Here is a 19,187-nt window from a genome sequence, read left to right as displayed (position 1 = left end):
CCTGGCTATATATTTTTGCGTGTTACAACGACAATTCGTAGAGACGAAGAGATCGGATCACTTCTGCTTGCTCGGCGTCGCCCGCTTCTACGGTCAAGCTCATCGATGCTTTATCCGGATAGATCAGGTCCGTGAAGACGATCTGACCGCCGCCTGCAAACACTTCGACGGAGGAACGGTCGACCAATATCCGAAGCTCCACATGCTCATCCTTGGTTTTCATTTGCGCTGCGTGTCTTCCGGGAAACGCGGGGTGGAAATCCGAAATGCCGGACCTGGACCGATCCACATAAACCTCGGATGCCGGGCCGTTGTACCCGATGACCGTCTCCTGCTCCGGCCCGATTCTTATTTTAAACGCAATGGCGCTGTCAGCTTTGATGACCGCATGGATTTCATAGCTGTCCAGCCGGAGCTTCGACAGCTTTGCAGCCACCGTAGCTGCGTCTGCCCGCTCAATGGACACAACCGGTCTCCGGTAACGCTCCAGCTCACGCGCCGGCTGCTGAATCAGTTCCGCCACGCCGTCGCGTTCTTCCAGCTTCAGCTCGCGTACCGTGGTCATGGCCCCCCGATAGCCGGAAGTCGGTGTCTGGTTTGCATACTTCCAGTTGCTCATCCAGCCGATAAATAGACGCCTGCCATCCGCTTCCGGGATATCCGACCAGCTGACGCCGGCGTAATTATCCCGTCCGTGATCGAGCCAGCGGATCCGGCTAGCCGACGCTTCATCGGGCTTAAAGCACGCTCCGTCGAACTCACCGGTAAAAAACTGCGTTCGGGAGCCTTCGGCATACGCCGGATTGTCGCCGATGCTAACGAGCATCACCCACTTCGTCATCCCTTCGCCGACCGGCAGCGGGAACAGGTCCGGACACTCCCATACCCCGTCGTGGGATCCGATCCCTTCACCGAACTCGCTTCCAAAAGCCCAATCCTTCAAATCAGGAGACGTAAAGATGCAGACCGTCTGTCCGCATGCCACGATCATGACCCATCTCTTCGTCGCTTCATGCCAGAATACCTTGGGATCGCGAAAGTCAACGTAGCTCTCATGCTTCAGTACCGGATTTCCGGCATATTTCGTCCACGTCCTCCCGCTGTCTTTGCTGTAAGCGAGGCTTTGGTACTGCTTGACTTCGGTGCCGCCGGCAGCTTCGACATGATGCGTAAAGATGGCAACCAGTCCCGGCTCGTCATCGAAGAACCCGGTCGTATTGTGCCAATCGACAACGGCGCTGCCGGAAAATATCATGCCGTGCTCATCGGGCAAGAGCGCGATCGGAAGCTCTTCCCATGCCACCAAATCCTTGCTGACCGCATGCCCCCAATGCATCGGTCCCCAAGTCGTACCGAACGGATGATGCTGATAAAATAAATGGTACTCTCCCTTGAAAAAGACCATCCCGTTCGGATCGTTCATCCAATTCTGCTTCGGGGAAAAATGATATACGCCCCGGTAGTTATCCTGTGTAATCGTTGACATGATCTGTGCTCCTTTAGTTGTAGTCATATAAAAGAGCAGCCGTGAGCCATATTCGGAAACCGCACGGCTGCTGAGTCCTTATTTCGTGCTGCGATCATATCCCGCCTGTTTGATGGACAGCCATTCCTGCAGTCCAAGACGGTCCAGCTCCTTCAGATAAGCATCCCATTCCTGATCGATTTTTCCGTTCTGGTACCATTCGGTGCGCATTCTCTCCAGGTACGGGAATAAATCCGTTTCGATGGTGGACAACCGGTCCAGCTCCTCGATGGAGAAGAACACCTTCGGATACGTATTCTCCGCTTTCATATGCGGTACCATGACATCCTTCATCAGCTTCAGCCTCCATGCCGCGTCATCCGGCATCGTGGTATATTTGCCGTAATATTCGTCGAGGATTGCGAGCGGCCCCGCAATGCTCGTTTTTTGACGCAGTTCGACCGGGGCGGTTCCTTCAAGCGGAAGATGCTTCAGCATTCCCTTCTCCTCGTCCAGCTCGAAGATATTCTGCTGCGTATCGTCTCCGTATGTCCCCCAGTTGTTCTGTACCGACTGCAGCGGCTCATACAGCTGATCGACCCATTTAGCGGTCTCTTCCAGATGCTTGTTGCTGCTTGTAATGACCATTCGGCCGCGGTCAAGACCGATTCCGTTCGTGCGGGTGACATTCTTCTCCCCGCTCGGACCGGCAAGCGGCGGCATCAGATCATAAGCATCGTTCATGCCGGTAATGTTCGCTTTATCCCAAGTGAAGTACAATCCGTATCGATGGTCTTTGCCTTTGGCGAGATAGGTGTTCCAATCCTGCTGGAACGCTTCGATATCGATAAGTCCTTCCTCGTACAGCTCATTCACAAACTTCACGGCATCTTTATAGCCTTCTTCCGCTGCGGTGAAGACGACCTTTCCATCGTCGGTGACCACGGTATGATCCCAGTTCTCTCCAAGCCCGAATGATGCAAAAAGGAAGGTCAGATCCTCGCCGCCCGGCTTATTGATGAACGACAGCGGAATTTCATCCGCTTGTCCGTTTCCGTTCGGGTCCTGCGTCTTGAACGCGATCAGCACCTCTTTCAACTCCTCGGTCGTCGTCGGCATCTCAAGCCCGAGCTTGTTCAGCCACTCGACATTGATCCACGGGAAGTTATCGACCGATTGAATGCGCTCCTTGCCGGATCCCAGCTCTTCGATCCACGGAAACGAATAAATATGTCCATCCGGTGCCGTAATCAAACTTCGGTATTCCGGGGCTTGCTCCAGCACCTTTTTGAAATTCGGCATATGCTGGTCGATCAAATCCTCGACGGGGATGATGACCCCGTCCTTGGCCAGCTTCAGCAGATCGTAATCGCCGTATCCGGCGTCAAAGATCGCGTCCGGGAGATCGCCGCTGGCTACGGCCAAATTCCGTTTCTCCGCAAAAACGTCGCTGGTGTAATTTTTCCAGTTGATATGAATGCCCGTCTTCTCCTCCAGTCGCTTGTTGATCAATTTGTCGTTCGGGTCGGCCGGCGCGAGCGGCGAGCTTTGCGTCAGGAAGTTGAGCGTTACCTTCCCGTCCGGCGATTCGCTCTCCGCCTTGCCGCCCCCGCCGCAGCCGGAAAGGAGCAGCAGCGCAGCGAGCGCCGATATCGACATGACCTTGCCTGCGGTTCTTTGGGTTCTTGTCTTTTTCATTCGAATGACCTCCATATCATTGCTATTTATGCTCAGGGGGTGCCTATTTCAAGGAACCGACCATGACGCCTTTCTCGAAGTATTTCTGGAAGAACGGGTACATGACAAGCAGCGGAAGGCTTGAGATGACAATCGCGGAGTACTTGATCATCTCGGACAGCCGCTTCAGCTCTGCCATGGCAAGCTGGTCGTTGATCATGCCGGGAGCCGCCTGGTTTTGGATCAGGATCGACCGGAGCACCAGCTGCAGCGGGTGCAGCTTCGGATCCTCCAGGTAGATCATGGCATCGAAGAATGCGTTCCACTGGCCGACAAATGCATATAGGGCAAGGACAAAAATGATCGGCTTCGATAAAGGCAGCACGATTCCGAAGAAAATCCGCTTATCCGATGCTCCATCCACATTGGCCGCCTCTTTCAGCTCCTTCGGGATGCCCTTGAAGAAGGTTCTGGACAAAATAATATTCCACACGTTGACGGCTCCAGGTATGATGACAGCCCATACCGTATTCAGCATGCCCAGCTCCCTTACCAGCAGGTATGTAGGGATCAGTCCGCCGCCGAAGAACATCGTGATGATAAACAAGGTCATGAATACATGTCGGCCGGCGAGCCTATTTTCGGAAAGGGCATATCCGGCACAGACCGATACGGTTACGGTGACAAACGCAAAGGCTGCCGAATAAAACACGGCGTTCCCGAACCCTCGAACCATCGCGGGATTGGACAGAATTTTTTTGTAGCCTTCGAGGCTCCAATCCGACAAGTTAAACGAGAGTCCCTTGCTCAGCAGCACCGTCGGATCCATAAACGAAGCCACGATAATATAAACCAGCGGCACGACGACGATGAGGACGGCAAGAGTAAGAAAAATTCCGATGAGCGTTAACAGAAAACGGTCGAACCGCGAGTGCTTGACGGCCATACAATTTAACTCCTTCCTAGTAGAGGCCTTCTCCCTCATTTAGTTTCTTGACGATAAAGTTTACCGAGATCAGCAGGATGACGTTAATGACCGAGTTAAAGAGTCCCACCGCGGCGGAATAGGCATAGTCACCCGATTGCAAGCCGACCTTGTACACATAGGTTGCGATAATCTCGGAAGCCGGAAGGTTCATCGAGGTTTGCATCAAGTAGGCCTTTTCAAACCCGATCGACATGATGCCGCCGGCCGCGAGAATGAATACGATGGCCATGATCGGCCGGATCGTCGGAAGATCGATGTTGCGGATTCGTTGGAGCAGATTGGCGCCGTCCAGGCTAGCAGCGTTATGCAGCTCCGGATCGACGTTCGCGAGTGCCGCCACATAAATGATCGATGCCCATCCGGCTCCCTGCCATATATCCGATAATATATAAATCAATCGGAAATACTCCGGCTTCGACATGAACATGAGAGGCTCGCCCGTGATCCAGATCACGAACTGGTTAATCGGACCGGTCGGCGACAAGAAGATGAAGAGCATGCCGACAATGACGACAACCGAAATAAAATTGGGGGCGTACAGGAAGAGCTGAATATTTTTCTTCACGGATGCTCTGCGGATCTGATTCAGCATCAGCGCCAAAATGATAGGCACCGGGAAGCTGAAGATGAGGCCGAAAAAGCTTAGTTTAAGCGTATTCATAAAAATGACATCGAAATTAGGCGAAGATAGAAACTTCTCGAAATGCTTCAGCCCCACCCATTCGCTCCCCAAAATCCCTTTGATCGGGCTGAAGTCCTTGAAGGCAATGATCGCGCCGTACATCGGTACATATTTGAAAATAAGGGTTAGTATAAGCGCCGGAGCAAGCAGGATGTACAGAAAGTAGTTTTTTTTCAGGAATTCGAGCCCCTTCCCCGCGGATCGCCTCTCTCTGCGCACCATAGACTGTTGATCGATTTCTGCCGAGCTTTCCAAACCTTCTACCTCCGTTTCACTCAAAAAAGTTTACAGTAAGGGTTTTCATTTTCCCACTGCGGTTGTTCATTGCTTTTACAATTTAACAAAGGATGCCCAACGAGTCAATAACTTTTGTAAATTTATTTTTGTGCATTTGATAATAAATAAATGTTCAATATGTTTATCTTACACACTGAAATGTCTGTTAAATCATGAATTAAAGCTTGGAAGGGAACGAAATTCCCCAAAACCTCTTGTTAAGTGATATATAATAAAAAATCCAGGCTGATCGCCCTGCTTTATATCACTTTATCAGCGTGTGTAAATGTAAATATAATTGTGCATTTGTAAAGTTTAAGTTGCTATTTTGTCTGATCTATTATACATTGGACATAAGGTAATCAAGCCGCAAGTCATAACGGCCGCCCTGCGGACTTTAGGTTTGAATATGAATTCGAGGTGAACTCCCGTACATGGCAAAAGAGAAAGTCACAATCCAGGACATCGCCGATGCGCTCGGCATTTCTAGGAACACGGCGTCCAAGGCGCTCAACGGCAGCGCCAGCATCCCGGACGAGACCCGCAATAAGGTCATTAAGAAAGCGATCGAGCTAAAATATAAGCAGTTTGCGTACATGGAATCGGACAATCTTATGACAAAACCTCCGGGCAATATCGCATTGCTCACGGCGAATATGCCGAGCAACTCCCACTTTGGCTCACGGCTCATCAGCGGATTGGAGAAGCGGATCAGCGCCGAAGGCTATAATTTATCCATTCATATCGTCAGGGACATCGATCGGGCCTCGCTCATGCTGCCCAACAATTTCGAGGCCTCCAAGGTGGACGGGATGATCTGCATTGAGCTGTTTGATTTGGAGTACAGCAAGAAGATTACTAGCCTCGGCCTGCCGACCATCTTCATCGACTGCGCGGCAGACCTGTTCTACCCTGATCTGGAGGCCGACCTGCTGCTGATGGAGAACGAGCACAGCACGTACCGTTTAACGAAGCAGCTGATCGATAAGGGGTGCAGAACTTTAGGATTTATCGGGGATTATCATCATTGCAAAAGCTTCCATGAGCGCTGGACGGGCTTCACACGCGCATTGAACGAGAAGGGCATTTCCTTGGACCTTAACCAGTGCGTCTTGAACCCGGACCGGGAATTTTTCTCCGATTCCGATTGGATGGACAAGCGGCTGGGTGAGATGAAGCATCTGCCTTCCGGCTTCGTATGCGCCAATGATTTTATTGCGGTGAATGTCATGAAAGCGCTCAAAAACAAAGACCTTCACATTCCGGAGGACATCGTCGTCACCGGATTTGACAACGCCAACGAATCGCGCATCGTTGAGCCTCATTTGACGACGGTCCACATTTACAGCAACGAAATGGGGATTACCGCAGCAAACATGCTGTTATCCCGGATCAAAGAGCCTTCACAGCCTTACCAAGTCACCCATATCCAGACCAAGCCGATCTTTCGCGAATCGACAGGGGACTAAGGATTGCCAGCTCTTCACTATTCTTCAGGACAAAAAAAAACCGACCTGTCGGCTAACACCGAAGGACGGTTTTTTTTTGATCTTTACCGGGCTCGCAGCTCTTGCATGCGAACGGTTATGATGAACGGCTTAATATGGGGATTCCATGGAGTAGCGGCCCAGCTTCCCTGCACGCAGCTCGCGCAGGAAGATGCTGGAGGCCTTCTCCAGATCCACCCTTCCTCCGCTCACGATGCATCCCCGCTTCCGGCCGATGGCCTCCATGACGGACACGATCTCATCCGGATTCTCGAAATCGCTCGGACGCTCCTTCAGATCGAAGCGCTCGCTCATCGCGTCCCAATAGTACTTGGAGAAATATTTGATTGCAAAGAACGCAATATCCTCCACGTTCAAAATTTCCTCTTTGATCGCTCCGGTCACGGCCAACCGGTATCCTACATTCTGATCCTCGAATTTCGGCCACAGGATACCCGGGGTATCCAGCAGCTCCATCTCGCCGCCGGTAACCTTGATCCATTGCTGGCCCTTGGTGACTCCCGGCCGATCTCCCGTCTCCGCAATGTTCCGGCCGGCTAGCCGATTGATCAGGGTAGATTTGCCCACATTCGGTATGCCCACGATCAAGACGCGCATCGCGCGCGGGTTCATGCCCTTGGCGATCTGTTTGTCAATTTTCTCCTTCAGCAGCAGCTTGATCTGGCCGGGAATCTCCTTGACTCCCGTTCCGGTGGAAGCGTCAACCGGGAAGGCCGGCTGTCCTTGTTCTTTGAAATAAGCGATCCACTGCCGCGTAACTTCGGGATCCGCCAAATCGGCTTTATTCATGAGCATCAGCCGCGGCTTGCCCTGCAGAATCTCATCAACCATCGGGTTTCGGCTGGAGAGGGGAAGCCTCGCATCGATCAGCTCGATGACCGCATCGATGAGCTTCAGCTTCTCCTGAATTTGGCGGCGCGCTTTGGTCATATGTCCGGGGAACCATTGTATTGTCAAACGTCGTCACCTCACTATACTCTGAAAACAACTTGTACTGTAAACTAGATCGAAACCGTTAATGATTGACGATCCCAATATCTTTCAGCGGCCAAAAAACCAAATCGGCCCGACCAATAATATCCCCCAAAGGGACATATCCAATCATCCGGCTGTCGGTGCTGTTCGACCGGTTGTCTCCCATCACAAATACATGCCCTTCAGGCACGACCCCTTCCGTTACGAAGGAATTCGGGAAATCCGTATTGTTGTATAATCTGCCTTCAGCATGGGCCTGATCAATTGCTTCCTGTATGTAGGTTTCATTGATTTGCTCTCCATTGACAAACACCTTATCGCCTTCCACTTTTACAGTGTCTCCTGCAACGGCGATGACACGCTTAATGAAATCCCTGCCTTCGTCCGGTACATGGAACACAATGACTTCCCCCCGCTCCGGCTTGCGGAAATCGTACAGGATCTCATTTACGATCAGCTTTTGATTGGATACAAAGTTAGGCTCCATAGATGGACCTTGTACGATAAACGGTTTGAAGAGAAGCCAGCGAATCAGAACAACGAGTACCAGCGCGATGAGAAGTGCCTTCAGCCATTCCAATAACTCATTCTTTGCCTTCTTGGCTGGTTTCTCCACACCAGGATCCATTGCTCCCTCATGATTTTTCTGCATAATCCACCGTCCTTCTCTAACGATTACTTCGTTCTATCGCAAATTTTGGATATACAAAAGGGGCTTGTATATACGCACAAGCCCCCTTTACCGCCTTGTAATTAACGACGAATTTCTTTAATTCTCGCTGCTTTACCGCGCAGTTCACGAAGATAATAAAGCTTCGCACGACGCACTTTACCACGGCGAGCCACTTCGATTTTCTCGATTTTTGGCGAGTTGATTGGGAAAGTTCTTTCCACACCAACACCGTAAGAAATTTTACGAACTGTAAAAGTCTCACTGATTCCGCCACCGCGACGTTTAATTACTACACCTTCGAACAGCTGGATACGCTCACGAGATCCCTCGATAACCTTAACGTGCACTTTCAAAGTGTCACCAGGACGAAAGCTCGGAATATCCTTGCGCAGTTGTTCTTGAGTAATCGCTTGTACGATATTCATCTAGGACTCCCTCCTCTCACACAGGCGTTCTTGCATCTTCCGGAAATCATGTATTGTTTCCTTCATTATCCGCAGCGGACCACCGTACTCACAACAAAAGAAATATTAACATATTTTATGGGCTGAATCAAGTGAAATTGTTAATCAGCCTCCTCGGTCATCCATATCCTGGCATCGCCGAATTAAAAAACCACCGCCGGCTAACACCGAAAGTGGCTTTGGGATTCATTAGTTTACGGATTCTTTTGTATCCTGGATGCCTTTATGGCGCTTGCTGTAATATTCGAGGATGTCGTCCACCGTGCGGAATTGGACATCGGCATTTTCGTTTTTTTCGCTGCTGGATTCGTAATGATTGGTACGTTCCGTCATTTCCGTATACCTCCTAGTACTTCTCGTTGATCACAAATACTTATTACCCAACAGATAGAACGATGCACCAACAAACTAATTTCTGATTTTGGATATCGATAGTTGGGAGGCTTTTACCGTTACTGCTGCCTCCGATCGATTATAAAGGGCAAGGGTATTGCCAACACTACAATTCAAGACGGCGGATCCTGACACTAAGGCTTTGCCCGAATTCGAAGAAAGGCCTGCCGTGCCGCTCTTATTACCATCGATTACAATCCCGAACGAGCTAGGCGCTGTTTGGCCGGGCGGGAGTGATATCCTCCATTCCAAGTAGTAAAAGCCCGCTGACCTAATCGTTAACGAATCGGTGCCGTTAAAAGACACCCCTTGCAGTGTACTGGCGGTAAAAGCGACAGGCGAATGGGGCATGACATGCTGGCTTCCGCCATCACCGGTATACAGCACGGTGCCTCCGACCACCGGATCGGATACGCCCGATCCTGCCGGTCCGGTCGCTTCGATACGGGCAGGATTTGCTTGATCCGTTTCGCTTTTCTGGCCATGCGGTCCCCTTGAGCTGGATGCTCTTGTAGACTCGGCATCCTCAATCGATTCAGAGGCCCCTGCAGGCCTGTTTAAGCCTGCTGAACCGGTAACCGCGACTGGACGATTCACTGCTCCTCCGGAGGCGCTGCCAGGTCCCTGCTGAGGCGCAGGCGAGACGGTCTCTGTTGTTCTCGCTTCCTCTTCCCCCGATCCCTCCTCCGGTTCTGTTGGAGCTACCGGTAATGTCTTCCCCTCAGGAACGGTCGGCCCCGACATCCCTATTGCAGCTGTGCGCCCCTGGCCATCAGCGATACCTGGCTCCTTCTCATGCCTTCTCTGCAAGCCTTCTGGGTGCTCCTGGACGGTATCCTTCCGAGCAGCCTCTGAACTTGTCCTTGCGGCAGGCAGTAAAGCGTGCGGTGCCGTTTCCGGAGCATTGGCTTGCTTATCCTGCTCAGCGATTTCCCCCGCATGCGCGTGTGCGCCGCTCATCAGCTGTTGATCTAAACGCTCCGATACCGTTTCCGACTCATTAGGCTGCTGAAGCGTATACATCTCTTCCGTAGACTGCTTGGGCAGTGCAGGCTGCTGAGAGGAGTCGTCGTCGAAGCGGCCCGGCTGTTCGTCCATCTCTTGCACGACGGCGCTAAGACGCATTCTCGTCCCCTGTTCAGCCTCTTTATCAGCTGCTGTACGATCAAGCCGGGACGGGTTCGTCAGATTCACTGGCTCTGCTTGATCGGTGCCGGACATTCCCTCTCCCGGAGCAACATCCTGTAAACCGGTTAAAGCCTGGATAATCACCTCTCCAACACCGATGCGCTCCCCGTAAGACCGAATCAGAGCAAGCACGGCATCGATTCTCGTCCATATATGCGGCAAGTTATTCGTATTGGGAATCGTAGCTACCTGCTGCACACTCTGCCGGAAAACCCGTCGCTCCTTAGACGTAAATCCCATCCCGGAGACAAGCTCATTCAAGCTTTGCAGCGTCGTCTTGATTCTGGTAAAATCCTCGTATTCCGGCTGCTGCGCGAAGGCGTTGAGCAATCCTGCTATCTGCTCCGTCAACGTAATATACTGGGTCAATTGCGCCTTCCTTACTCGAATTGTGCCTGTTCCAACCTCCTGGATTCCTGCTCTCAGCCGCCCGCCGTTTCTTCTCCCCCGCATAAGTCCTTCTCACCCCTACGCTCCGTTGTCGCTCCCCATAAAACTACTTAAAGCACAGTACTCATCCTTATAGAATATGCCGGCAACTGAAGCAGCCGTGCCATGGACACCGTACGATTTCATGACCCTCTCAACAAGTCAGACTATCATTACTGTATGTAAAGCACGGCCTTTGTATTATGAGAAAAACGAAAAAAAGGCCCTTTTACTCCAGGCCTCTTTCTCAATGCTATGATTCGGTTGGTGCTTCCGCTTTGCTGCGCAGCTTGTCCAGAAAGGCTTGATCCTTCTTGGACAGCTCAAGCCGCTCCAGCAATTCGGGACGCCGCTGCCATGTGCGCAGAAGCGCCTGCTCACGCCGCCATTGGTCGATATTGGCATGATGCCCGCTGAGCAGAATATCCGGGACCTTCCAGCCGCGGAATTCAGCCGGTCTGGTATAATGCGGATATTCAAGCAGTCCGGTGCTGAACGAGTCCGTTACGGCCGATGTCTCATTGCCCAGCACACCAGGCAGAAGTCTGACGACGGAATCGATAATCACCATGGCCGGCAGCTCCCCGCCGGTGAGAACATAATCCCCGATGGACAGCTCATCGGTCACGAGATGTTCCCGAATTCGCTCGTCATAGCCCTCATAATGACCGCAGATAAAGATGAGATGCTCCTCCTGCGACAGCTCCTCCGCTTTGCTCTGGGTAAAGGTCTCCCCTTGCGGGCACATCAGAATAATCCGCGGCCGCTTCTGCTCTCCGGGTTCCATGAAAGCATCAGCATTCGCTTGGGGCGAGTCCTGTCCCTCCGGAAGCTCTGTCCTTGACAAGATATCCTCCACCGCTGCGAAGATCGGGTCCGGCTTCAACACCATACCGCCTCCCCCGCCGTACGGAGTATCATCCACTGTACCGTGCTTATTGCCCGCATAAGGACGGAAGTTGATGGCGTTCAGCTTCACAATCTCCTTCTCGGCAGCCTTGCCCAGAATACTCGAATGAAAAACGCCATCGAACATCTCCGGGAACAGTGTCAACACATCGATCTTCATTGTTTATAACAGCCCTTCCATCAGATGAACACGTACCAGCTTGGCTTCTTTATCCACATCTAGCACGACATCAGGGATTGCCGGAAGCAAAATCTGTTTGCCCTTCGGTGTCTTTACGACCCAGACATCATTAGCACCCGGGGTCAAGATCTCGGAGATGACGCCGAGTTCCTCGGGCGGCTCCTCATCCGTGACGACACGGCATCCGATGATTTCATGGAAGTAATACTCGTTCTCCGGAAGCTCCTCTTGAAGATCGGCCGTAATTTTCAAGAGAGCTCCCTTGAATTTCTCGACCTCGTTAATGCCGTGAAGCTCCTTGAATTTCACAATATACATATTCTTATGAAAGCGGGACGTGTCCACCGTCACCTCAATCGGGCTTCCCTGCTCCGGAACGATGTGCAGCTGACTTTTGCTCGCAAATCGCTGGTCTGCAAAATCCGAATACGGCATCACTTTGACTTCTCCGCGAATGCCGTGCGTGTTTACGATTTTACCTACCGTAAGTAACTTCTCTGACATGGTGTTCCTCCTGCACACATAATGAATGATCGCTGACATGAGGGTAACCCCGGTTTCTTCAGCATGTACGAAAAAGGGCTAGGACATGCATCCTAACCCCCTTTCGTATATTTTAAGAAATGATATCAACGGTCACCCGTTTATCCATTTTGACTGCCGCTGATGTTACGACTGTACGCAGTGATTTGGCAATACGCCCCTGCTTGCCTATGACCTTCCCGACATCGTCAGGATGCACGTGCAGCTCATATACAATCAGATGCTCCTTCTCAACTGTCTTTACAGTCACATCTTCTGGATGATCCACTAAAGCCTTAGCAATAACGCGAACTAATTCTTCCATAGATAACCCTCGCGATCAGTCTTATTTCTGATGCTTCAGCTCATGGAACTTCTTCATAACGCCCGCTTTGCTCAGCAAGTTGCGAACGGTATCGGATGCTTGCGCACCGTTTTGAAGCCACTGAAGAGCTTTTTCCTCATCGATCTTAACTTCAACCGGTTGTGCAACCGGATTGTAATAACCGATTTCCTCGATAAAACGACCATCACGCGGGGAACGGGAATCAGAAACCACCACGCGGTAGAAAGGAGCCTTGTGAGCACCCATGCGTTTCAGACGAATACGTACTGCCATTTCAACATTCACCTCCTTCAACAGATGTCCTTGCATCTATCCTTCTTAACGGAAAGGAAACTTCATTCCTTTGCCGGTTAATCCTTTAAGCTGTTTCAGTGCCTTGTTCTTGCCGCCCTTAGGGCCCATCATATCCGAAAACTGCTTCATGACGCGCCGCATCTCGTCGAATTGCTTGATGAGACGGTTCACCTCGGCGAGCGATGTTCCGCTGCCAGCGGCAATCCGCTTCCGGCGGTTATGGTTGATGATGTCAGGCTGCTGCTTCTCTTCGGTCGTCATCGAATGCACGATCGCCTCGATGCGCCCCATCTGCTTCTCATCCACCTTCAGATCCTTTGCCTGCTTCATCTTGCCCATGCCGGGGATCATATCCATCAGCTGATCAAGCGGGCCAAGCTTCTTCACCTGCTCCATCTGCTCCAAGAAATCCTCGAACGTAAACTCCGCGTTGCGCATTTTACGTTCCATTTCCTTCGCTTTCTCGGCGTCGATGTTCGACTGCGCCTTCTCGATCAAGGAAAGCATATCGCCCATGCCGAGAATCCGGGAAGCCATCCGTTCCGGATGGAAAGGCTCAAGCGCATCGATCTTCTCGCCGAGTGCGGCGAATTTGATCGGACATCCGGTGACGGCCTTGACCGACAAGGCCGCGCCGCCGCGGGTATCGCCGTCGAGCTTGGTCAGCACGACGCCGGTCAGAGTAAGCTGCTGATTGAAGCTCTCAGCCACATTCACCGCATCCTGACCCGTCATGGCATCCACCACGAGCAGAACCTCATCCGGGTTCACCGCGCTGTGGATTTGCTTCAGCTCCTCCATCAGCTCTTCATCGACATGAAGGCGTCCGGCAGTATCGATGATGACATAATCATGGCCGTTGTCCTTGGCATGCTGCAAGCCCTGCTTCGCAATCTCCACCGGGCTTGTCTTGTCTCCGAGCGAAAACACCGGCACTTTAATCTGTTCGCCAAGCACCTGGAGCTGCTTGATCGCAGCCGGGCGGTAAATATCGCCTGCGACGAGCAGCGGGCGGCTGTTCTGCTTCTGCAGCAGCTTCGCCAGCTTGCCCGAGGTCGTCGTCTTACCTGCACCTTGCAGACCCGCCATCATGATTACCGTAGGCGGCTTGCTGCTCTTGGCCAGCTTCGACTGGGTTCCGCCCATCAGCTCGGTCAATTCCTTATTAACGATATCGATGATGACCATGCCGGGCGTGAAGCTGTCCATCACTTCTTTCCCGATGGCCTTCTCCTTCACCTTGGCCACAAAATCCTTAACCACTTTGAAGTTAACATCGGCTTCCAATAGCGCGAGCCGAACCTCACGCATGGCGGCTGTTACATCTTCCTCGGATACCTTGCCCTTGCCGCGAAGCTTGCTGAATACGTTCTGCAGTCTGCTGGTCAATCCTTCAAACGCCATATCCGCCACCTCCGTTCGTACTTAATCCCATATCTTCAATCGTTCAACCATATCGGTCATCACGTGTTTCTCTTCATCATTCAATCCGCTGACCGCGAGCCGTTCCTGAAGCTTATCCAGCTCACGGATCCGCGCGTCGTGCTTCTTCAGAAGCCCAAGCTTCTCCTCATAGGACTCCAGCACCTGCTCCGCGCGTTTAATATGCTCGTAAACGGCCTGACGGCTGATTTCAAATTCTCCTGCGATTTCCCCCAGGGAAAAATCATCCAGGAAGTAATATTTCAGAAAGGTCCGCTGCTTCTCTGTCAGCAGCTGCTCATAGAAATCGAACAACAGATTGATCCGATTCGTCTTCTCGAGCCGATTCTCCTGACTCATGCAGGGCACCCCCTCGTCAAGGAAAAACACTTTACAGTTCACTTAACGAAACTTATCATACATAAAACAAAGAAGGATGTCAAGATATTTCCCTTGTCATCCTTCAATTTGGTGATCAACGGTTTATGCGGCCCTTCATCCGATCGGAAGAAGGTATATCAAAATTGCAAAGAAATGAAGCACCGAACCGGCCAGCACGAACAAATGCCAGATGGCATGGTGATACGGGAAGCCGCGCCATACATAGAAAATCGTGCCCAGCGTGTACAGAAGGCCGCCAATAACAAGCAGGTTTATGCCTTGGGGCGCAACCACGGCGGTCAGCGGATTCCAGGCAATAACGATCAGCCAGCCCATTGCAATGTAAAAGATGGTCGACAGAAACAGAAACTTTTTCACAAAGAACGCTTTAAATATGCAGCCTGCGATCGCGATTCCCCATACCACGCCGAACAGGCTCCAGCCAAGCGTGCCGCGGACGGCGACAAGCAGAAACGGCGTATAGGTTCCGGCAATGAACAAGTAGATGGAGGAATGATCCATAAACTCGAAAAAATCCTTTGCCTTCCCCTCCTTGAGGCTGTGCACGAGCGTGGAATTCAAATACAGCAGCAGCATCGTCGTACCGTAAATCGTGAAGCTCACCACATGCCAAGCCGTGCCTTTCAGACTGGAAAACACGATCAGGAGCACCAGCGCGGCCACGCTGAGCGCCGCCCCTATGCCATGGGTAATGGCATTAGCGATTTCCTCCCTGCGCGGATAAACGTGCGTATTTGCCATAGCTAAAAAATCCTTTCGCTTTAGATCTTAGCCTCTATTATAAACCCCTGCGGGAGGCAAAATCCAGCGAGCTGCTTAGAACCTACTCACCGGATGCGTCAAAATAGTTGCGGATTGCGCTTACGATCTGCGCGGAGGCGGTGCCGTCCCCGAACGGATTGGCCGCCTTGGCCATGGCCGCATATGCCCTCGGATCGAATAACAGTTCCTTGATTCCCTTTACAACGGCTCGCGTATCTGTCCCGACACATTTCAAGGTTCCCGCAATTACGCCTTCCGGCCTCTCCGTCTTGTCGCGCAGAACAAGGACCGGTTTGCCTAGAGAAGGGGCTTCCTCCTGAATGCCTCCGGAATCCGTCAACACCATGTACGAGCGCTTCATGATATGATGCAGATCCACGACGTCCAGCGGCGCAGTCAGGTGTACCCGATCCTCTCCCGCCAATCCATCCGATACCGCCTTCTGAATCGCAGGGTTCGGATGAACCGGATAGATCACCTCGATGTCCGGATTTTCCCGGATCAGCTGTTTGATCGCTTGAAACACATGGCTCATCGGCTCGCCCCAATTCTCTCTGCGATGCATGGTCATCAGAATCCAGCGCGTATCCTTTCTGAGCTTGTGCTGCAGCGGATGCGTAAACGGCGCGCTCAACGTCCATTTCATCGCATCGATCCCCGTGTTTCCCGTTACATAGATATGCCGGGTCCGATTCTCCTTCATCAGATGCTCAGCCGCCAGCCTTGTCGGGGCAAAATGCATGTCCGCAACCCGGCCGATCCACTCCCGGTTCATTTCCTCGGGAAAAGGCGCGTACTTGTCATAGGTTCTAAGGCCCGCCTCCACATGGCCGATCGGCACCTTTGCATAATAGGCCGCCAACGCTCCAATAAAAGCCGTTGTCGTATCCCCATGGACGAGGACCATATCATATTTGTTCTTTTGAAAGACCTCTTCCATCCCCCGGAGCAGATCCGCACTTAGGCTGTACAGGCTTTGCCCTTCCTTCATCATATTCAAATCCATGTCAGCATGAATATCGAAAAATTGAAGCACCTGATCGAGCATCTCCCGATGCTGCCCGGTGACACAGACAACCGGCATAAAGCCCGGAGTCTGCTCTAACTCCTTGACCAAGGGAGCCATTTTGATCGCTTCCGGTCGCGTACCGAAAACGACAAGCACCTTTTTATCCACAAATCTCACTCCTCACTCGCAATGGATATCATCATCCCGAGCATTATATGAAAAATTGGTAGAATCGTTCCGATTCTGGTGCCGCCCCTAGCATCATAATCAACCAATTTCGCTTCTCTTGTTCAATCGTCCAATCTTAAAAGCTATCAATGCATATAGTAACCCTAGAACCAAAGAAAGGAGGAAAACCTCTTGGCTGTCATCATTTACCCGAGAACGATGAACTGGTCTTATATGAAGCAAAGACCGCAGCAGCTTATGACTCAATTAGGCGCACTAGGTCATCAGGTTTTCTTCGAAAACCTGGCACCGCTGGATTCAGAGTTTACAGAGATTGAAGAGAATGTCTATCTATTTACGGATACGAAGGCGTTCTTGTACAAGAAGCTTCCTGCTCTTCGCAAGGAGCACCCGGTTGTCGTCTGGACGACCTGGTCCAAGCTCCGCACACGCATCGAGACGCTGTTCAAGCCGGACATTACGATCTATGACTGCTGTGATGAATTTCCGCACTGGGCGAAATACGAGCCGAAGATGATCGAATCGGCAGACCATGTTGTGTGCACGGCCGATGTGATCCACACCCGTCTTTCGCTTGCGTATCCGGAAAAACCACTGACCTTGATTCCAAACGGAGCGGATCCTTCATTCTTCCATATCCCGGCAACGGAGCGTCCCGCCGACCTGCCGGAAGGTCCCGTTGCCGCTTATATCGGCGCCTGGGCTTATTGGGTCGATCATGAGCTGTTTGCTAAGGCGGCTGCCGCATATCCCCATGTCCATTTCGTTTCGATCGGCGCTCCTTACGGCAGCTCGGGAGATTACTCGCACCTTCCCAATGTGCATATTCTCGGTGAAAAGCCCCACTATGAGCTCAAGCGCTATCTTCGCCATATCGATGTTGCCTTAATCCCGTTTCAATATCATCCGATTACGCTTGCCACCAATCCGGTAAAAGCCTACGAGTATATGGCAGCAGGCGTCCGCGTATTATCGACCGCCCTGCCGGAGTGCATCGCCATGGAACCGCATGTGAGAACCGCGACCACCCATGACGATTTCATCTCGAAACTTGGCGATATTCTACAGCACCCGGATTCGGAGGAGAGCAAGCAGGCCAGAATCGCCTATGCACGCAGCAACCGCTGGATCGAGCGCGGTAAGGCGGCGGATCAGGTCATTGCGGAAACGATTCGTCTCAGAGGGCTCGGCGGGAGATGAAGACGCTTGACATTCTTCATTCCCGGCCCTTCGGCTTCACCCGGGACGAGATTGCCGCCTATCGCGACCGGATTCTCGAAGAAGTGCGCCGGTCCGGCAGCGAGTGGGTAGTATCAAGCAGCATGAGCCTTCCTGCCCATAGGCAATGGCTCCGATCCTACGACTGGGCTTCCGATATACCGCAGGAAGCCGTCTGTATATGTGTGGACGGGATCCCCTGCTTATGGCGGAGGGAATGGCTCCGAAACCGCCTGTCGGAATGGAACAGCCGCCTTCCGGCAGCACGCTTTCTTCAGGATGATCTGATGCCGGATGACGAGAGCCAAATTTTCCGGACGGAAACGTCTTTTTCGGGAGGCTTAAGCATCGAAGGCTCCGGAAGCCGAAATCTCACCAGCCGAATCCCGATTTCTCAGCTTCATGATCGCGAATATATTGCCCCTCTCCTTGCCGCTGCACAGCAGCATCCGCCCCATTTGCATGTTCCTTCACAACAAGCAGCGTGTTCTGTTACCCGAGTGAAGCCTGCTGTTTCCATTCTCATGAGCGTTCACAATATGCGAGACACCATGGGCTGGAGCATCCGCTCGGTGCTGGCGCAGTCCAGCGAGGATTGGGAGCTGATCATCGGCGATGACGCCTCGGATGACGACACCCTTGAAGAAGCATGCTTTTATTCCGACCCCCGCATTAAGATCCTTCTGCATTCGCGCAATCGCGGCAAGGCGGTCATGATGAACCGGCTGCTTGAGGAAGCCAGGGGCCGCTATATACTGGAGCTGGACGGCGATGACTGGCTTGCTCCAGATACGGTGCGGCTGCTGTCCGAAGCTCTTGACCAGGCGCCGGAAGCCGGCATGGCGACAGCCTCCTATGCGTGGTGGATCCGTACGAGACAATTGGGACCGGTCTGGAAAGGCACCATGAGCAGCGTGAACCCGCCGGAGCAGGCCCTTTCCTCGCAACATTCCGCGCTGGCCCATCCCCTCGTTCCTCGGATGTACCGAGCAGCATCGCTGAAGGCGATCGGAGGGTGGTGGGACCGGGAGGATCGCTTCGGACGAATATTTGAAGATATCGAACTAACCTCCCGCTTGCTTGACCATCACCTTCTCGTTCAGGTTCCGGCTGTGTTGTATCACCGCGTAATTTACGGGAGCAGCATCAGCCAGCGCAGCCGGGACCTGTTCCCGGCCTGGCGTAAATCCCGTTAACGTCGATGCGGTTCGGCTT

General features: G+C 52.3%; 20 protein-coding genes. 3 read left to right on the top strand and 17 right to left on the bottom strand.

Annotated elements, in window-relative coordinates; all coding sequences use genetic code 11:
• Window positions 1-22: 22 nt before the first annotated feature.
• From NSQ46_RS11020 to NSQ46_RS11005, 4 genes are all read right to left on the bottom strand, one after another.
• A complete protein-coding gene (locus tag NSQ46_RS11020) occupies window positions 23-1,486 on the bottom strand; it encodes a glycoside hydrolase family 32 protein (protein WP_213617091.1) in 1,464 nt (487 codons plus the stop codon).
• A 78-nt stretch (window positions 1,487-1,564) separates the two neighbouring features.
• Complete coding sequence (locus NSQ46_RS11015) at window positions 1,565-3,163, bottom strand: ABC transporter substrate-binding protein (RefSeq protein WP_028406846.1); 1,599 nt, start codon at window positions 3,161-3,163, stop codon at window positions 1,565-1,567.
• A gap of 43 nt (window positions 3,164-3,206) precedes the next feature.
• Window positions 3,207-4,088 (bottom strand): carbohydrate ABC transporter permease, encoded by an 882-nt coding sequence (locus NSQ46_RS11010; RefSeq protein WP_342576764.1) that lies wholly within the window; start codon window positions 4,086-4,088, stop codon window positions 3,207-3,209.
• Window positions 4,089-4,104: 16 nt separating this feature from the next.
• Window positions 4,105-5,034, bottom strand: coding sequence for an ABC transporter permease subunit (locus tag NSQ46_RS11005; RefSeq protein WP_342576985.1), 930 nt, complete (start codon window positions 5,032-5,034; stop codon window positions 4,105-4,107).
• A 488-nt stretch (window positions 5,035-5,522) separates the two neighbouring features.
• Between NSQ46_RS11005 and NSQ46_RS11000 the strand changes: the two genes are divergently transcribed.
• Window positions 5,523-6,557 (top strand): LacI family DNA-binding transcriptional regulator, encoded by a 1,035-nt coding sequence (locus tag NSQ46_RS11000; protein WP_007132092.1) that lies wholly within the window; start codon window positions 5,523-5,525, stop codon window positions 6,555-6,557.
• 129 nt (window positions 6,558-6,686) lie between these two features.
• On the opposite strand, the gene ylqF is transcribed toward NSQ46_RS11000, so the two are convergent.
• From ylqF to wecB, 13 genes are all read right to left on the bottom strand, one after another.
• The gene (gene ylqF, locus NSQ46_RS10995; protein WP_007132093.1) at window positions 6,687-7,553 is read right to left on the bottom strand and encodes a ribosome biogenesis GTPase YlqF; all 867 of its coding nucleotides are present in this window, start codon (window positions 7,551-7,553) and stop codon (window positions 6,687-6,689) included.
• Window positions 7,554-7,611: 58 nt separating this feature from the next.
• Window positions 7,612-8,223 (bottom strand): signal peptidase I, encoded by a 612-nt coding sequence (gene lepB / locus NSQ46_RS10990; protein ID WP_007132094.1) that lies wholly within the window; start codon window positions 8,221-8,223, stop codon window positions 7,612-7,614.
• Window positions 8,224-8,324: 101 nt separating this feature from the next.
• On the bottom strand, window positions 8,325-8,669 hold the full coding sequence (rplS, locus tag NSQ46_RS10985) for a 50S ribosomal protein L19 (RefSeq protein WP_007132095.1): 345 nt from the start codon (window positions 8,667-8,669) through the stop codon (window positions 8,325-8,327).
• A gap of 228 nt (window positions 8,670-8,897) precedes the next feature.
• Entirely contained in the window at window positions 8,898-9,041 is a 144-nt protein-coding gene (locus NSQ46_RS10980; protein ID WP_007132096.1) for a hypothetical protein, read from the bottom strand.
• Window positions 9,042-9,116: 75 nt separating this feature from the next.
• On the bottom strand, window positions 9,117-10,742 hold the full coding sequence (locus NSQ46_RS10975) for a collagen-like repeat preface domain-containing protein (RefSeq protein ID WP_007132097.1): 1,626 nt from the start codon (window positions 10,740-10,742) through the stop codon (window positions 9,117-9,119).
• A 229-nt stretch (window positions 10,743-10,971) separates the two neighbouring features.
• A complete protein-coding gene (trmD, locus tag NSQ46_RS10970) occupies window positions 10,972-11,787 on the bottom strand; it encodes a tRNA (guanosine(37)-N1)-methyltransferase TrmD (protein ID WP_007132098.1) in 816 nt (271 codons plus the stop codon).
• A gap of 3 nt (window positions 11,788-11,790) precedes the next feature.
• Window positions 11,791-12,312 carry a ribosome maturation factor RimM gene (gene rimM / locus NSQ46_RS10965; protein ID WP_007132099.1) on the bottom strand — a complete coding sequence of 174 codons (522 nt, stop codon included), beginning with the start codon at window positions 12,310-12,312 and terminating at the stop codon, window positions 11,791-11,793.
• Between the two features lie 112 nt (window positions 12,313-12,424).
• Window positions 12,425-12,655, bottom strand: a complete 231-nt coding sequence (locus NSQ46_RS10960) for a KH domain-containing protein (protein ID WP_007132100.1) — start codon at window positions 12,653-12,655, stop codon at window positions 12,425-12,427.
• A 21-nt stretch (window positions 12,656-12,676) separates the two neighbouring features.
• Complete coding sequence (gene rpsP / locus NSQ46_RS10955) at window positions 12,677-12,949, bottom strand: 30S ribosomal protein S16 (RefSeq protein ID WP_007132101.1); 273 nt, start codon at window positions 12,947-12,949, stop codon at window positions 12,677-12,679.
• A gap of 45 nt (window positions 12,950-12,994) precedes the next feature.
• Window positions 12,995-14,374, bottom strand: a complete 1,380-nt coding sequence (gene ffh / locus NSQ46_RS10950; RefSeq protein WP_007132102.1) for a signal recognition particle protein — start codon at window positions 14,372-14,374, stop codon at window positions 12,995-12,997.
• Window positions 14,375-14,395: 21 nt separating this feature from the next.
• Window positions 14,396-14,752, bottom strand: a complete 357-nt coding sequence (locus NSQ46_RS10945) for a putative DNA-binding protein (RefSeq protein WP_007132103.1) — start codon at window positions 14,750-14,752, stop codon at window positions 14,396-14,398.
• Between the two features lie 135 nt (window positions 14,753-14,887).
• Entirely contained in the window at window positions 14,888-15,535 is a 648-nt protein-coding gene (locus NSQ46_RS10940; protein WP_007132104.1) for a hemolysin III family protein, read from the bottom strand.
• Between the two features lie 82 nt (window positions 15,536-15,617).
• Complete coding sequence (wecB, locus tag NSQ46_RS10935) at window positions 15,618-16,682, bottom strand: UDP-N-acetylglucosamine 2-epimerase (non-hydrolyzing) (protein WP_050954083.1); 1,065 nt, start codon at window positions 16,680-16,682, stop codon at window positions 15,618-15,620.
• A 243-nt stretch (window positions 16,683-16,925) separates the two neighbouring features.
• Between wecB and NSQ46_RS10930 the strand changes: the two genes are divergently transcribed.
• Window positions 16,926-17,954 (top strand): glycosyltransferase, encoded by a 1,029-nt coding sequence (locus tag NSQ46_RS10930; protein ID WP_007132106.1) that lies wholly within the window; start codon window positions 16,926-16,928, stop codon window positions 17,952-17,954.
• A complete protein-coding gene (locus NSQ46_RS10925) occupies window positions 17,951-19,168 on the top strand; it encodes a glycosyltransferase family A protein (RefSeq protein ID WP_007132107.1) in 1,218 nt (405 codons plus the stop codon). Before NSQ46_RS10930 ends, NSQ46_RS10925 begins: the two co-directional genes overlap by 4 nt.
• Window positions 19,169-19,187 lie beyond the last annotated feature (19 nt).

Source organism: Paenibacillus sp. FSL M8-0142 (assembly GCF_038597315.1).
GTDB classification, from domain to species: Bacteria; Bacillota; Bacilli; order Paenibacillales; family Paenibacillaceae; genus Paenibacillus_AQ; species Paenibacillus_AQ lactis.
This window is presented reverse-complemented; position numbering and strand designations above follow the sequence as displayed.